The sequence below is a fragment of the Pseudonocardia sp. MH-G8 genome (assembly GCF_002262885.1).
Taxonomy (GTDB): domain Bacteria; phylum Actinomycetota; class Actinomycetes; order Mycobacteriales; family Pseudonocardiaceae; genus Pseudonocardia.
The window spans coordinates 38758-51892 of record NZ_NKYF01000020.1; the positions used below are offsets into that span (position 1 = coordinate 38758).

Annotated in this window: 15 protein-coding genes; 8 read left to right on the top strand and 7 right to left on the bottom strand. The window is 74.1% G+C overall.

Translation table 11 applies throughout. The features are described 5' to 3' along the window. The first annotated feature begins 2 nt into the window (after positions 1–2). Genes CFP66_RS32290 through CFP66_RS32305 form a run of 4 tightly spaced genes read left to right on the top strand, consistent with a single transcriptional unit; the run spans position 3 to position 3835 of the window. Complete coding sequence (locus CFP66_RS32290; protein WP_233159901.1) at positions 3–725, top strand: 6-phosphogluconolactonase; 723 nt, start codon at positions 3–5, stop codon at positions 723–725. Further along, positions 718–1476, top strand: a complete 759-nt coding sequence (locus CFP66_RS32295; RefSeq protein ID WP_198961801.1) for a sugar isomerase domain-containing protein — start codon at positions 718–720, stop codon at positions 1474–1476. The genes CFP66_RS32290 and CFP66_RS32295 overlap by 8 nt, the downstream gene beginning before the upstream one ends. Next, on the top strand, positions 1473–2594 hold the full coding sequence (locus CFP66_RS32300) for an N-acetylglucosamine-6-phosphate deacetylase (RefSeq protein WP_094929018.1): 1122 nt from the start codon (positions 1473–1475) through the stop codon (positions 2592–2594). Before CFP66_RS32295 ends, CFP66_RS32300 begins: the two co-directional genes overlap by 4 nt. Beyond that, positions 2591–3835: a hypothetical protein gene (locus CFP66_RS32305; RefSeq protein ID WP_198961802.1), complete on the top strand. Its 1245-nt coding sequence runs from the start codon at positions 2591–2593 to the stop codon at positions 3833–3835. Before CFP66_RS32300 ends, CFP66_RS32305 begins: the two co-directional genes overlap by 4 nt. A gap of 12 nt (positions 3836–3847) precedes the next feature. On the opposite strand, the gene CFP66_RS32310 is transcribed toward CFP66_RS32305, so the two are convergent. Together CFP66_RS32310 and CFP66_RS32315 are read right to left on the bottom strand one after the other, a co-directional pair. After that, positions 3848–4591 carry a class I SAM-dependent methyltransferase gene (locus CFP66_RS32310; RefSeq protein ID WP_094929121.1) on the bottom strand — a complete coding sequence of 248 codons (744 nt, stop codon included), beginning with the start codon at positions 4589–4591 and terminating at the stop codon, positions 3848–3850. A gap of 124 nt (positions 4592–4715) precedes the next feature. Continuing rightward, the gene (locus CFP66_RS32315) at positions 4716–5381 is read right to left on the bottom strand and encodes an FMN-dependent NADH-azoreductase (protein WP_094929019.1); all 666 of its coding nucleotides are present in this window, start codon (positions 5379–5381) and stop codon (positions 4716–4718) included. A gap of 106 nt (positions 5382–5487) precedes the next feature. On the opposite strand from CFP66_RS32315, the gene CFP66_RS32320 reads away from it, so the two are divergent. Beyond that, the gene (locus CFP66_RS32320; protein WP_233159902.1) at positions 5488–6000 is read left to right on the top strand and encodes a MarR family winged helix-turn-helix transcriptional regulator; all 513 of its coding nucleotides are present in this window, start codon (positions 5488–5490) and stop codon (positions 5998–6000) included. Positions 6001–6171: 171 nt separating this feature from the next. Here CFP66_RS32320 and CFP66_RS32325 read toward each other — a convergent pair whose 3' ends face one another. Both CFP66_RS32325 and CFP66_RS32330 read right to left on the bottom strand, forming a co-directional pair. Beyond that, on the bottom strand, positions 6172–7224 hold the full coding sequence (locus CFP66_RS32325; RefSeq protein ID WP_094929020.1) for a nitronate monooxygenase family protein: 1053 nt from the start codon (positions 7222–7224) through the stop codon (positions 6172–6174). A 34-nt stretch (positions 7225–7258) separates the two neighbouring features. Beyond that, entirely contained in the window at positions 7259–7822 is a 564-nt protein-coding gene (locus tag CFP66_RS32330; RefSeq protein ID WP_198961803.1) for a carboxymuconolactone decarboxylase family protein, read from the bottom strand. A 159-nt stretch (positions 7823–7981) separates the two neighbouring features. Here CFP66_RS32330 and CFP66_RS32335 point away from each other — a divergent pair, with 159 nt between their 5' ends. Next, positions 7982–8257, top strand: coding sequence for a helix-turn-helix domain-containing protein (locus CFP66_RS32335; protein WP_094929021.1), 276 nt, complete (start codon positions 7982–7984; stop codon positions 8255–8257). A gap of 24 nt (positions 8258–8281) precedes the next feature. Here CFP66_RS32335 and CFP66_RS32340 read toward each other — a convergent pair whose 3' ends face one another. Genes CFP66_RS32340 through CFP66_RS32350 form a run of 3 tightly spaced genes read right to left on the bottom strand, consistent with a single transcriptional unit; the run spans position 8282 to position 11219 of the window. Next, the gene (locus CFP66_RS32340; protein WP_198961804.1) at positions 8282–9136 is read right to left on the bottom strand and encodes a phytanoyl-CoA dioxygenase family protein; all 855 of its coding nucleotides are present in this window, start codon (positions 9134–9136) and stop codon (positions 8282–8284) included. Beyond that, positions 9127–9861 carry a FadR/GntR family transcriptional regulator gene (locus CFP66_RS32345; RefSeq protein WP_158228284.1) on the bottom strand — a complete coding sequence of 245 codons (735 nt, stop codon included), beginning with the start codon at positions 9859–9861 and terminating at the stop codon, positions 9127–9129. The genes CFP66_RS32340 and CFP66_RS32345 overlap by 10 nt, the downstream gene beginning before the upstream one ends. Positions 9862–9884: 23 nt before the next feature. Beyond that, a complete protein-coding gene (locus CFP66_RS32350) occupies positions 9885–11219 on the bottom strand; it encodes an MFS transporter (RefSeq protein ID WP_094929023.1) in 1335 nt (444 codons plus the stop codon). A gap of 136 nt (positions 11220–11355) precedes the next feature. On the opposite strand from CFP66_RS32350, the gene CFP66_RS32355 reads away from it, so the two are divergent. Next, positions 11356–12243: an IclR family transcriptional regulator gene (locus CFP66_RS32355; protein ID WP_233159903.1), complete on the top strand. Its 888-nt coding sequence runs from the start codon at positions 11356–11358 to the stop codon at positions 12241–12243. Beyond that, positions 12240–13133, top strand: coding sequence for an oxaloacetate decarboxylase (locus CFP66_RS32360; protein WP_094929024.1), 894 nt, complete (start codon positions 12240–12242; stop codon positions 13131–13133). The genes CFP66_RS32355 and CFP66_RS32360 overlap by 4 nt, the downstream gene beginning before the upstream one ends. Positions 13134–13135: the final 2 nt, after the last annotated feature.

Consider the following 13135-nt stretch of genomic DNA (forward strand, 5'->3'; position numbering starts at 1 on the left):
GCATGCCGGAGGTGCGGTCCTTCCCGGACCGCGCGGCGATGGGCGCGGCCGCAGCCGCCGACGTCGCCGAGGAGCTGCGGGCCCGCCTGGCCGCGCAGGACGCCGTGCGGGTGATCTTCGCCGCGGCGCCGAGCCAGAGCGACATGCTCGACCGGCTGGTCGCGGCGCCGGGGATCGAGTGGTCCCGGGTCACCGCGTTCCACATGGACGAGTACCTGGACCTGCCCGCGGACTCGCCGGCGCGGTTCGCGAACTGGCTGGACCGCGCGGTGTTCACGCGGCTCCCGTTCGCGCAGGTGCACCGCGTGGACCCCGAGGTCGGCCCCGCCGTCTACGCGAAGCTGCTGGCGGAGGCGCCGATCGACGTCGTCTGCCTCGGCATCGGCCAGAACGGGCACCTCGCGTTCAACGACCCGCCGGTGGCCGACCTCGACGACCCGGAGGACGTGAAGGTCGTGGAGCTCGACCGCACCTGCCGGCAGCAGCAGGTCGACGACGGCCAGTTCGCGACCTTCGAGGACGTGCCGACCCACGCGATCACGCTGACGATCCCGCGGCTGCTGGACGCGCGCCGGCTGTTCTGCGTGGTGCCGGGCGCGGCGAAGCGGAACGCGGTGCAGCGTGCCCTGCACGCGCCGGTCTCCGCGGCCGACCCGGCGACCGCGCTGCGCACGCACCCGGCCGTGACCCTCTACCTCGATGCGGAGGCCGACCCCCGTGCCTGACCCGACGTTCCGCTCCTACCTGGACACCGTGAACGGGCTCCTCGAGCGGATCCTCGACGAGGAGACCGGCACGATCCGCACGGCGGCCGACCTGCTCGCCGACCAGATCGCGGCCGACCGCCTCGTGCACGTGTTCGGCCCCGGCGGGCACTCCAACCTCGCCGCGCAGGAGGTGTTCTTCCGCGCCGGCGGGCTGATGCACGTCTCCGCGATCCTCGACGAGGGCACGCTGCTGTCCAACGGGGCGCTGCGGTCGATGGCGATCGAGCGAACCCCGGGCTACGGGCGGGTGGTGATCACCGACCGCGGCCTCGGCGAGGGCGACCTGCTCGTGCTCGTCAACGCCTACGGGATCAACGCCGCCCTGATCGACGCGGCGCTCACCGCCCGCGAGCGCGGCGTGCGCCTGATCGGCATCAGCTCCCGCGCGCACGCCGAGAACACCGCGCCCGACCACCCGGCACGGCACCCGACGGCGGCGAACCTGCACGACCTGGTCGACGTCGCGATCGACTGCAAGGTGCCCATCGGCGACGCCGTGGTGGACGTGCCGGGCTCCGCCGAGCCCGTCGCCGCCGTCTCGACGTTCGCGAACGCCTACGTGCTCAACTGCCTCACCCTCGCCACCGTCGAGGCGCTCGCGGCGCGCGGCGTCGAACCGCCGGTGTGGCGCAGCGGCAACGCGCCCGGCGGCGACGAGGCGAACGGGCGGTTCCTGGCGCGGTTCCGGGGCCGGGTGCGCTCGCTGTGATCCTCCGCGGGCGGGATCCGGGCACCGGACGGCTCCTCGAGGTCGACACCGACGGCCCGGTGATCGCCCACGTCCGCGAGGCGACGGGCGCCCGCGATGTCCCGTGGCTCCTTCCCGGCCTGGTCGACCTGCAGGTCAACGGGTTCGGCGGGCACGACGTCAACGGCCCCGACGTCACCGCGGAGGTGGTGGTCGCGCTCGTGCGCGCCCTCGCCCGCGCGGGCACCACCACCGTCGTCCCGACCGTGATCACGGCGCCGGAGGGCGACATCGTCCGGTCGCTGCGCGCGATCGCCGAGGCGCGGGCACGCGACGCGACCGTCCGGCGGGCGGTGCCGTACGTGCACGTGGAGGGCCCCCACCTCTCGCCCGAGGACGGCCCGCGCGGCGTGCACCCGGTCGAGCAGGTCCGCCCGCCGGACCCGGACGAGTTCGACCGCTGGCAGCAGGCGTGCGAGGGGCTCGTCGGGATGGTGACGCTCTCCCCGCACCACCCCGGGGCACCCGCCTACACCGCGCACCTGTCGCGGAGCGCCACCCTGGTCGCGATCGGGCACACGCACGCCACGCCCGCGCAGGTGCGCGCGGTCGCCGACGCGGGCGCGCGCCTGTCCACCCACCTCGGCAACGGCGCGCACGCCGTGCTCGCGCGGCACCCGAACTACCTCTGGGCCCAGCTCGCCGACGACCGGCTCACGGCGAGCTTCATCGCCGACGGCCACCACCTGCCCGCCGACACCCTCACCGCCATGCTCCGCGCGAAGGGCCTGGAGCGGTCGGTGCTGGTGTCCGACTCGGTCGCGCTGGCCGGGATGCCGCCGGGCGAGTACACGACACCCGTCGGCGGCGCGGTCGTACTCTCCCCCGACGGCCGCCTGTCCGAGGCCGGCACGCCCTACCTCGCCGGGGCGGCGCGCTCGCTGGCCGATGGCGTCGCGCAGGTCGTCCGGCTGACCGGGCTCCCGCTGGGCGACGCCGTGCGGCTCGCCACGGCGAACCCGGGGCGGTTCACCGGCGGCCGCGGCCACCTGGTTCCCGGCGCGCCCGCCGACCTCCTGCTCCTCGACCCGGACCTGCGGGTCCGGCAGGTGGTGGCCGGCGGCGAGGTCGTGGGGTGAGGGCCGGGGTCGCGGTCCGCGACGTCACACCGCCTCCTGGCGCGGCGATGTCCGGCTTCGCGGCGCGGACGGCCCCGGCCACCGGGGTGCACGACCCGCTGCTGGTGCACGCGCTCGTGGTCGAGGAGACCGCGCTCGTGACGGTCGACGTCGTCGGCCTGCACGAGGACGACTGCGCGGAGATCCGCAGGCGGTGCACCGGGCCCGCGGACGGCGTGGTCGTGCACGCCACGCACACCCACGGCGGACCCGTGAGCATGCGCGGGCGCCTCGGAGCCCCGGTCGACGAGGCCTGGCTCGCGGCGCTCGTCGCCACCTGCGCCGAGGCCGTGGACGCCGCGCGCGCCGCGCGCGAGCCGGTCGAGGTGCGGGCGGGGTACGGGGCCGGCCCGGGTGTGGCCCGCAACCGCCGCCGGCCGGGCGGCCCCGTCGACGACGCGCTCCCGGTGCTGCACCTGGGCCGCCCGGACGGGTCACTGCTGGCCGCCGTCCTCTCCTACGCCTGCCACCCGGTGGTCCTCGGCGCCGACAACACCCTGTTCACCGCCGACTACCCGGGTGTCGCCCGCCGGATGCTCGCCGAGCGGCTCGGCGGGCCCGTCCTGTTCGTCACCGGGTGCGCGGGGGACGCCAACACCGGCCACAGCGCCGCGGCGTCGATCTCGACGGCGGCCGCGGCCGGGCGGACCTTCGCCGCCGCCGAGCGCATCGGCACCCGCGTCGCGGACGCGGCGCTCACCGCCGAGCCGCGACCGGGGTCGGGCCCGGTGCTCGCGGCCGCTCGCGAGGTGGTGCTCGACCTCGACGTCCCCGCGGCCGCCGAGATCGCCGCCCACATCGCGGCGTGGGACGCGGAGGCGGCCACGGCCGAGCCGGCCCGCGCCGCTCTGCTGCGCGAGTGGTCGGCGTGGGGGCGCGCGCGGCCCGCGGGCCCGGCGACGTGGTCGGGGGTGGTGAGCGTGCTGCGCTGGGGCCCCGCGCTGCTCGTCGCGTTGCCCGGGGAGCCGTTCGCCGCCGCCGCGCACGAGATCCGCCGACAGGCAGGCCCCGGCACGACCGTGCTCGTCGCCGGCTACAGCAACGGCTGCCCCGGCTACCTCCCGCCGGCCGAGGAACACGCGTCCGGCGGGTACGAGGTCACCGAGGCGCACCGCTACTACGGCATGCCCGGCCCGTTCGCCCGGGGCGCGGCGGAGCGCCTGCTCGACGCGGTGCGACCGCTGCTCGACGAGTGCGGCTGAGCGCCCCGCGGGTCAGCCGCCGTACACCGAGACGTGCCGGGTGCTGCGCGCGTCGAACGGCTCGCCGGACCAGCCGCCCCAGCGGGCGTGCAGCCGCAGGCCCGCCAGCCGCGCCATCAGGTCCAGCTCGCTGGGCCAGACGTAGCGCAGCGCGAGCGGCTCGGCCTCGACACCCGACGCCCCGAACCCGAGGTGGCACTTGTCCACGCGCTGGCTGACCCGGTCGTAGCGGCCGACCTCGATCGTCACCCCGTCCGGCCCGATCCGCCCGGCGTCGACGTACTGGTCCACGCCGTCGCGGTCCTGGCGCAGGCCGTACATCGGGTCGGGCACGACGTTCTCGACGACGAGCACCCCGTCGGCGGTGAGGTGCCGCGCCGCGTTGGCCACGCACTCGACCTGCGCGTCCTGGGTGACCAGGTTCATCAGCGAGTTGAACACGACGTACACGAGCCGGTAGCGGTCCGGGAGCACGACGGTGGCCATGTCGCCGCAGGTGACCGACAGGGCGTCGCCGCCCGGCTTCGCCCGCAGCCGCTCGATCATCGCGGCCGAGAGCTCGACGCCGTCCACCCGCACACCGGAGGCGGCCAGCGGAAGGCCGATCCGGCCGGTGCCGATCGCGAGCTCCAGCGCCGGCCCGTCGCCTGCGAGCTCGGCGAGGCGGGCCACCGCCGCGGCCTCGTCGCCTCGCGGCTCGTCGTCGTACCCGGCCGCGACACGCGGCCCGAAGCTGGAGCGAGGGTCGAAGGGCATCTCTGAGAAGGCCACTTCGGCATTCGAGCGCAGGATCACCGCTCGGGGCAATCGAGTTGCTCCGGTGCCCTGAACAGGACGCTCTGGGGCCGGCGCGACCCCTCGCGCGCCGGCCCGGCAGGGATCAGGCCGCGCCGGAGCGGGCGAGGGCGACGTGGCGGGCGTGGGCCCGCCCGGTGGTCTCGGCGAGCTCGCGGGCGGCCGAGCGGGAGGCGGCCGCCTGGTCGCGCAGGCCTGCCATCTGCGGGTTGACGTCGGCGAGTGTCAGCTCGGCGGTCACCACCGCGACGTCTCCCCCGAGGACATCGCCGAAGATCCGCTCGACGTAGGGCGTGGCGTGGTCCCAGCCCTCGCGCGGGGTGCCCGGGGCGTAGCCACCCCCACGGGCGACGACGACGGTGACCGGCTTCCCCTGCAACGGCTGCTGACCGGGGGCGAAGCGCGGGTCGGTGATCAGCAGGTCCATCCACGCCTTGAGGTGCTGAGAGACGCCGAAGTTGTACAGCGGCGACGCGACCACGACGGCGTCGGCGGCGCTCACCTCGTCGGCGAGCCGCGCGGCCAGCGCGACGGCGTCGCGCTGCGCGGGAGTGCGGTCCTCCTCGGCGGCGAACGAGGCCGTCGCCGCGAGCGGCCACGCATCGGCCGGCACCGGGTCGGCGGCGAGATCGCGACGCAGCACGTTGTCGTGCGGGTGGTGCTCGATCCACGTCCGCTCCACGGTGTCGGCGAGCTCGCGGCTCACCGAACCCTCCACGCGGATGCTGGCGTCGACGCGGAACAAGGTCATCGGAACTCCTGTGAGACGGTTGGGATGTTGAGCAGATCGTCTGCCCTCCAGATGGTCTTGTCAACAGATCGCCTGCGGCATCACATTCCCCCGGTACGATGCGAGCGTGAGCACACCCGGTCCCGTCGAGTCGGATCTCGGCTGGGCGCTGGGCGCCGTGATGCGGTCGTACCTGCGCGCCACCACCGAGGCCGTGGGAGACGTCCCGGGCGGCCCCCGCGGTTACCAGGTGCTCTCCGCCGCCGCCGGCGAGCCGCGCAGCCAGCTCGCACTGGCCCAGCACCTCGGCCTCGACCGCACGGTGATGACCTACCTGCTCGACGACCTGGAACGCGCCGGGCTCCTCGAACGCCGCCCGGACCCGGCCGACCGGCGCGTCCGGCGGATCGTGCTCACCTCCGCAGGCGGCGCGCGGCTCTGCGACCTGGAACGCCGGCTCGCCGCGGCCGAGGAACACCTGCTCGACCCGCTCGGACCGGCCGAACGCGAGCACCTGCGCCACCTCCTGCGCGTGCTCGCCACCCGCACCACGCAGGGCGAGGACGCGTGCACCGTGGTGCAGGAGGCCCAGCAGGAGCTGGCGGAAGCCGGCCCGGGCACCCGGCGGGGGCGCAGCTAGAGACTCGGGCAGGGCCCGCGAATGCCCGCCGGTGATCGCCGCGAGAAGCACCTGACGTCGCCGCGACAGCACCCACGCACTTCTCGAACCGATCACCCAGCCTGATCACCCCGACACCCAGGCCTGGGTATCCCGAATCGTCGATCCCGCCGCGCGTTCCGCGGAACGCGGTCAGGCGAGCAGCTCTCCCGCCTCGCGCCACATCCGGGCGATGATCTGCCCGGCGGGCTCCTCGGTCGCCATGGCCGCGCTCTGCCCGGCCCACTGGTTGACGCGGTCCAGCCCGTGGGACTCCCCCCGGCGCCACTGGCCGACGAGCCTGCGCTGGTGCGGGTACGGCGCCGGACGCGGTGCGTCGGGCTCGTTCCACGCCGTGACGTACGGGGTGGGCACGGCCCGCCCGAGCCGCCCCGAGTAGGCGCGCGTCGCCACGGTGGCCTCGGGCGCCAGTCCGTCGAGCGCCGCAGCCCAGTCCTTCGCGATGCCCGTCTCCGGGGCCCGCAGCAGCGCGGTGCCGACCTGCACGGCGCTCGCGCCCAGGGCCAGCGCGGCGGCCACCCCTCGCCCGTCGGCGATCCCGCCGCTGGCGATCACCGGCACACTGAGGTGGTCGACGAACCGCGGGAGCAGCGCGAACAGCCCGACGGACGTGGACTCGGCCGTCTCGGGATCGAAGGTGCCGCGGTGGCCGCCTGCCTCCATGCCCTGCGCGACGACCGCGTCGGCGCCGGCCTCCTGCGCCGCCAGCGCGTCGTCGAGCGTGGTGGCGCAGGCGAACCACGCGATGCCCCGCTCCTTCAGCCGGCGCACGTAGTCGGGCTCGAACAGGCCCATGATCGAGGAGATGGCGGTCGGCGCGGCCGCCAGCATCGCCTCGCACTGCTCGGCGTGGTCCGGCCCGGCCGGCCCGGGCTCGCCCGGCGTGCCGAAGCGCGTGAGGAACTGCAGCGCGTCGTCGATCCGCTGCTGCGGGGCGTCCGGCGGGTCGGGGATCCAGATGTTGAGCTGCACCGGCCCGGCCGAGCCCGCACGGAACTGCTCGCACCACTCGGCGATGCGCTCCGGCTGGTCCAGCACCACCCCGTTGCCACCCATCCCGCCCGCCTCGGCCACCGCGACGGCCAGTTGCGGGGGGCAGGCTCCCGCCATCGGGGCCGCCAAGATCGGAACCCGCAACCCGTACCGGTCGCAGAAAGCCCGTGCGCGCTCCCGTGGCTTCGTCATCGGTTCCGAACCTACTCGGGCGGCGCCGAGCCGATCACCCCCGCACGTCCCCGAACCGCGGCGCGGCGTCCTCGGGCTGCACCCGCGTGGCGTTCGCGGCGAAGCTGATCGCGTGGTACCAGCCGCAGAGCAGCAGCAGGTCCAGCAGCTGGGCGTCGGCGAACTCGGCGGCGAGGTGCGCCCACAGCTCGTCGTCGACAGACCCGGTGTCGTGCAGCGCGTCGACGGCGCGCAGGACGAGCGCGTCGTGCGGGTCCCAGCAGGAGTCGGCGGCCGACCCGTACACGAGGGAGCGGACCTGGTGCGCCGTCAGGCCGGCGCGCTCGGCGTAGTGGAGCACGTGCACGCCCCACTCGTACTCGCAGCCGCACCGCGCGGTCGTGCGGTCGATCACGAGCTCGCGGTCGCGCAGCGACAGCGACAGTCGCCGGCTGAGGTAGTAGCGCCCCCACGCCGCGAGCCCCTCCGTCATCGGGAGGTTGCGCGCGAACGTGCGGAACAGCCGGATCGGCGGCACGCCCTTCGGCATCATCGTCTCGAGCTGCGCCGCAACCGCGGGGGCGTAGGGCGGCGACAGGGGCGCGATGCGCGGTGTCACGGGGTACCTCCCGGCGTTTCGGAAATCAGAACGCTAGTGTTCTGGTTTCCGAAACACAACCGCTCGAGCGACGAGGTGAGGACCCTGGCGACACGTCCGCCGCCCGGAACCCCGCGGCCGGGACGACCGGTCCGCGGTTCGACCACCGGCCGGCCACTCATGGCGGCGCTCGACCTGCTCGGGCGCCGCTGGGCGCTGCGCGTGCTCTGGGAGCTGCGCGACGGCCCGCTCGGGCCGCGCGCCCTCCTCGCGCGATGCGACGGGCTCTCCTCGTCGGTGCTCTACGACCGCCTCCGCGACCTCGAGGCCTCGGGGCTGCTGCACCGCGACACGGGCGGCAGCTACGAGCTCACCGCGCTGGGCAGCGAACTCGGCGACGCCATCGCCCCGCTCGACCGGTGGGCAGGCCGGTGGGCGGCGACGACCCACGGGTGACGCCTGCCGGGTGCGGCTGCGACGTCAGGAGGAGAAGGCGCTGCGGGCCAGCGCGCTCTGTACCTCGTAGATCGAGCCCTCCCGCGCGTGCTTGGGCAGCGGGATCCGCACGGGCACCGGCTCGACCCGCGGTGTGGCGGTCGGCTCGCCGCACAGCAGCCGCTCGTTGAACGCCTCCCAGCCGGGGAAGTCCACCAGCGGCCACGCGTCCGCGGCGGCGTACTCGTGGAGCAGGAACCGGCGCGGGCGCTGCGAGCGGTTGGGGGCCGAGCCGTGCAGCAGCCGCGCGTGGTGCACGGAGATGTCGCCCGCACGCAGCTCGATCGGCACCGCCTGCTCGGCGAACCCGTCGGCCGGCACCGCCCCGGCGAACACGCCGTCCTGGTGGTGGTCGTGCACCGGGCCGTGGTGCGACCCGGGCACCACCATCAGGCAGCCGTTCTCGAGCATCATGTCGTCGACGGCGATGCCGACGGCGAGGACGTCGTCGTTGGTGTGCGGGTAGAACGCCCAGTCCTGGTGCCACTCGACGGGGCTGCCGAACTCGGGCGACTTCAGGTTGAGCTTCGTGTTCTGGAACCGCACGGCGTCGCCGACGAGCTGCCGCACGACCGCGAGCACCGACTCGTTGCGCAACGCGCCGTCGTAGGCCGGGTGGCGGCGGTGGGGCGCCTTCAACCGCCGCAGCCGCGGGTCGGCGGCGGTGTGACCCGGCTCGAGGTCGAACACGTCGGTGTGCGTGGTGGCCTCGCGCGAGCGCTCCACGAACTCGTCGGTCACCCGTTGCAGTTCGGCGACCTCCTCGGGTGTGAAGACGTTGCGTACCGCGAGGAACCCCTGCGCGCGGTAGGTGTCGATCTGTTCGGGCGTCAGGTGCACTGGCGTCTCCCTTCGTGGCGGCCGCGCGTCGCGGCGTCCCGGACCTGGCAGTCGACGTGGTCCTCCATCCGGGCCACCGCGAGGGCGGCGTCGCCCGCCTCCAGCGCGGCCAGGATCGCGAGGTGCTCGGCGTGCAGGGTCTGGCGGTCACCGGGCGCGCGGCCGAACTCGCCCCACGCGGTCACCCAGGCCTGGTGCACCCACTTCTGCACGCGCTCGAGCACGGGATTGCCGGCCGCCCGGGCCAACAGCGCCTCGAAGCGCACGTCGAGGCTGCCCTGCTCGACGTCCTGGTCGGACAGCTCGCCCGCCGCCCGTTCGAGGAACTCCCGCACGGCCGCGAGGTCCGGCTCCGCCTGGCGCGCCAGCACCTGCACGACCCGGGTCTCGATCGCGGCGCGAAGATCCGTGAGCCACTGCAGCGAGTCCGCGGCCGGCTCCATGCCTGCGAGCAACTGCTCGGCGGGGAGCGTGCCCTGCGGATCGAGGACGAACGCGCCCGCGTTGCGCCGGATCTCGATCTTGCCCATGCTCTCCAGGGCGCGCAGGGCCTCGCGCACGGAGACGCGGCTGACCTCGAGACGCTCGGCGAGGTCGCGCTCCGACGCCACGCGCTCGCCCGGCGCCATGCTCCCCACCATCCGGTCGAGCTGGCCGAAGACCTCCCGGTACACGTGGACCTGGGTGATCGGCAGCAGGCGGAACGGACGGCGTTCTGCGGTCATGACCGCGATTGTGGCGCCTGCGGTCATGACCGTTCCCGCGACGCGGCCGGGCCGACCGGCTCGGCCATGATGTCGCTCCGGTAGGTCTCGGGTCCCCACAGCACCGCGGCGAACGTGATGAGCGATAGCACGACCATGTACCCGGCCACGGCCCACGGCGTGCCGCCGGCCCAGACCAGCAGCAGGCTGGCGAGGAAGGGCGCAGGCCCGCCGGCGAGGATCGAGCCGAGCTCGCGGGCGAACGCGAACCCGCTGTAGCGCACCCGCGGCCCGAACAGCTCGGTGAAGTACGCCGCCTGCGGCCCGAACATCCCGGCGACGCCGATGCCGACAGCCGCGGCCATCGCGAACACCACCACCGGCGTGCTGCCGGACTGCAGCAGCAGGAAGTACGGGTAGGCGAACAGCGCGCAGAACAGCGCGGCGCCCGCGTAGACGGGTCTGCGGCCGATCCGGTCGGACAGGATCGACCAGACCGGCACCATGACGAACTGCGCGCAGGTCGCGATCGTGACGGCGATCAGCGCCGTGGTGCGCGAGTAGCCGAGCGAGTTGCTGAGGTAGCTGATGCTCCAGGTCGGGAACAGGTAGCCCAGCGCGTTCTCCGCGAACCGCGCCCCGATGACCACGACGAAGCTGCGCGGCTGCGTCTTCAGCGCGTGCACGATCGGAGTGCGCAGGACGTCGCGGCGCTCCCGCGCCTGCGCGAACACCGGCGTCTCGGCCAGGTTCAACCGCAGGTAGAGCCCGACACCGACCAGGACGATGCTGACCCAGAACGGCACCCGCCAGCCCCACGACAGGAACTGCTCCTCGGGCAACGTCGACACCAGCGCGAACACCCCGGACGCCAGCAGCGTGCCGAGCGAGACCCCCATCGGCGACCAGCTGCCGAACCACCCCCTCCGGTCCGGCGGGGCGTGCTCGACCGCGTAGATCACCGCACCGCCGTACTCGGCGCCGGCCCCGAACCCCTGCAGCAGGCGGAACAGGACCAGCAGCACCGGCGCGGCGATGCCGATCGTGTCGTACCCCGGCACGAACCCGATCAGGAACGTCGCCCCGCCCACGAGCAGGAGCGTGGCGATCAGCACGTTCTTGCGGCCGATGCGGTCGCCGAAGTGCCCGAAGAACAGCCCGCCCAGCGGCCGTGCGACGAAGCCGACCCCGAACGTCGCGAACGCGACCAGGGTGCCGGTCGCCGGGTCGAGCTCCGGGAAGAACAGCACGTTGAACACGACCGCCGCGGCGGTGCCGTAGATGAAGAAGTCGTACCACTCGAGGCAGGACCCGATCCCCGACGCGAACGCCACCCGCGCCAAGGACTGCTTCCCGCTCCCCTGCACCGTCCCCGTCACCTGGACCTCCTTGTCCGGCGGTGGTCAGTGGACTGACCAATTCAGGGTGCGGGCCGGCGGTGTCCCCCGTCAAGGGGCCCGTCGTTTCCTTGACAGCGCGACCTCACGCGATCTAAACATCCGCTATGCAGTTCACATGTCCACGATGCGGAGCCTCGCGGTCAGGCGGATGCTCGTGCTGACCACGGACGCCGGGGTTCGCGTCGAACGTTCGGGCTCGGTCCAGGTGCTCGAGAAGGCCGGGAAGGTGCTGGACTGCTTCTCGGCGGACAACCCGGCGATGCGCGTGGCTGACCTGAGGGAGCGGACGGGACTGCCGGCGACGACGTGCCTGCGCATCGTGCGCACCCTGGTGGAGCAGGACCTGCTGCAGCGCGAGGGCGACGTGTACCGGATCGGGCTGCGCGTGCTCGTCTGGGGTGCAGCGGCCACCGCCGGGTCGGTGCTGCTCGCCGCCGCGGGACCGCTGATCCGTCGGCTTCGCGACGACACCGGCGAGACGAGCGTGCTCTTCGTGCGGCAGGACGCCCAGCGCGTCATCGTCGACGTGGCCCAGTCCCGCCAATCGATCATCTTCCGCGGCACCGTCGGCGAGGCGATGCCGCTGGCCGCGGGCGCCGCCGGCAAGGTCTTCATGGCATGGGACCCCGCCGCGCTGCAACGCGCCCGTCCCCTCGGGATCCCACAGTTCACGCATGGCACCGTCACCGATTGGGATGCCGTGGACGAGCAGCTCGCGAGGGGCCGGGAACGCGGCTTCATGTTCGCTGACCAGGAGCGCGAGACCGGGCTGAGCTCGATTGCCGCACCCGTGTTCGGGCCGGGCGGGCGCCTCGTCGCCGCACTCAGCCTCGGCGCGCCTGCCTTTCGCCTCCCCCGCGATGTGGCCGAGCGCCTGGGGCCGGACGTGGCGAGCGGCGCCACCGCATTGTCACGCGCCATCGGCTGGATCGACGGCCCGACACCCACACCCACCCCTGGAGGGCACCACCCTCCGTCCCGCGGCACCGGGAGGTCCCGATGAATCCACGCCAGTCCCTGCGCACCCAGCTCGCCGAGCGCGCACCGGTGCTCGCACCGGGCGTCTACGACGGCCTCTCCGCGGCACTCGTGCGCAACGCCGGGTTCAGCGCCGCCTACATGACCGGGGCGGGCGTGGCCGCGAGCGTCCTCGGCCGGCCCGACATCGGGCTGACGACGCTGACCGAGATGCGCCAGGCGGCGGAGCGGATCACCGCCGTGCTCGGCGACATCCCGCTCATCGCCGACGCCGACACCGGCTTCGGGAACGTCGCACAGGTCTACCGCACCGTCGGCGAGTACGAGCGGGCCGGGGTGTCGGCGATCCAGCTAGAGGACCAGGCATTCCCCAAGCGCTGCGGGCACCTCGACGGCAAGGAGGTCATCCCGGCGCAGGAGTTCGCCGCGAAGCTTCACGCGGCGCAGGAGGCGCGCACCGACGAGGACTTCCTGATCATCGCGCGAACCGATGCACTCGCCCCGCTCGGCTTCGACGAGGCGCTGCGCAGGGCGAAGCTCTACGCGCAGGCCGGCGCCGACCTGATCTTCGTCGAGGCCCCGCAGACGATGGAGCAGATTCGCCGCATCCCAGGTGAGTTCGATGTGCCGTGCCTGTTCAACGACGTCCCACGCGGACACACGCCGGCCGTCGACCACGCCACCCTCGCGGAGCTCGGGTACGGGCTAGTCATCGCGCCCGGACTGTGCAACGGCGCGGCGGCGGTGGCGATCGACGCCGGGTTGCGGGCACTGCGCGCAGGCAAGCACAACACCGGTGCGGTACCCCAGCTGTCGCCGCACGAGCTGTTCGACGCGCTCGGTCTCCCGTTCTGGGAGGACCTGCGGCAGCGCCACGAGCTGCCCGTGGAAGACGTCGCAGCTGCTCGGGCCTGACC

Excerpts from the sequence above, each read along its gene's own strand:
- CFP66_RS32290 (WP_233159901.1), top strand. The coding sequence starts at position 3 with ATGCCGGAGGTGCGGTCCTTCCCGGACCGCGCGGCGATGGGCGCGGCC.
- CFP66_RS32310 (WP_094929121.1), bottom strand. The coding sequence starts at position 4,591 with ATGCCCTTCGACCCTCGCTCCAGCTTCGGGCCGCGTGTCGCGGCCGGG.
- CFP66_RS32315 (WP_094929019.1), bottom strand. The coding sequence starts at position 5,381 with ATGACCTTGTTCCGCGTCGACGCCAGCATCCGCGTGGAGGGTTCGGTG.
- CFP66_RS32325 (WP_094929020.1), bottom strand. The coding sequence starts at position 7,224 with ATGACGAAGCCACGGGAGCGCGCACGGGCTTTCTGCGACCGGTACGGG.
- CFP66_RS32335 (WP_094929021.1), top strand. The coding sequence starts at position 7,982 with ATGGCGGCGCTCGACCTGCTCGGGCGCCGCTGGGCGCTGCGCGTGCTC.
- CFP66_RS32345 (WP_158228284.1), bottom strand. The coding sequence starts at position 9,861 with ATGACCGCAGAACGCCGTCCGTTCCGCCTGCTGCCGATCACCCAGGTC.
- CFP66_RS32355 (WP_233159903.1), top strand. The coding sequence starts at position 11,356 with ATGTCCACGATGCGGAGCCTCGCGGTCAGGCGGATGCTCGTGCTGACC.
- CFP66_RS32360 (WP_094929024.1), top strand. The coding sequence starts at position 12,240 with ATGAATCCACGCCAGTCCCTGCGCACCCAGCTCGCCGAGCGCGCACCG.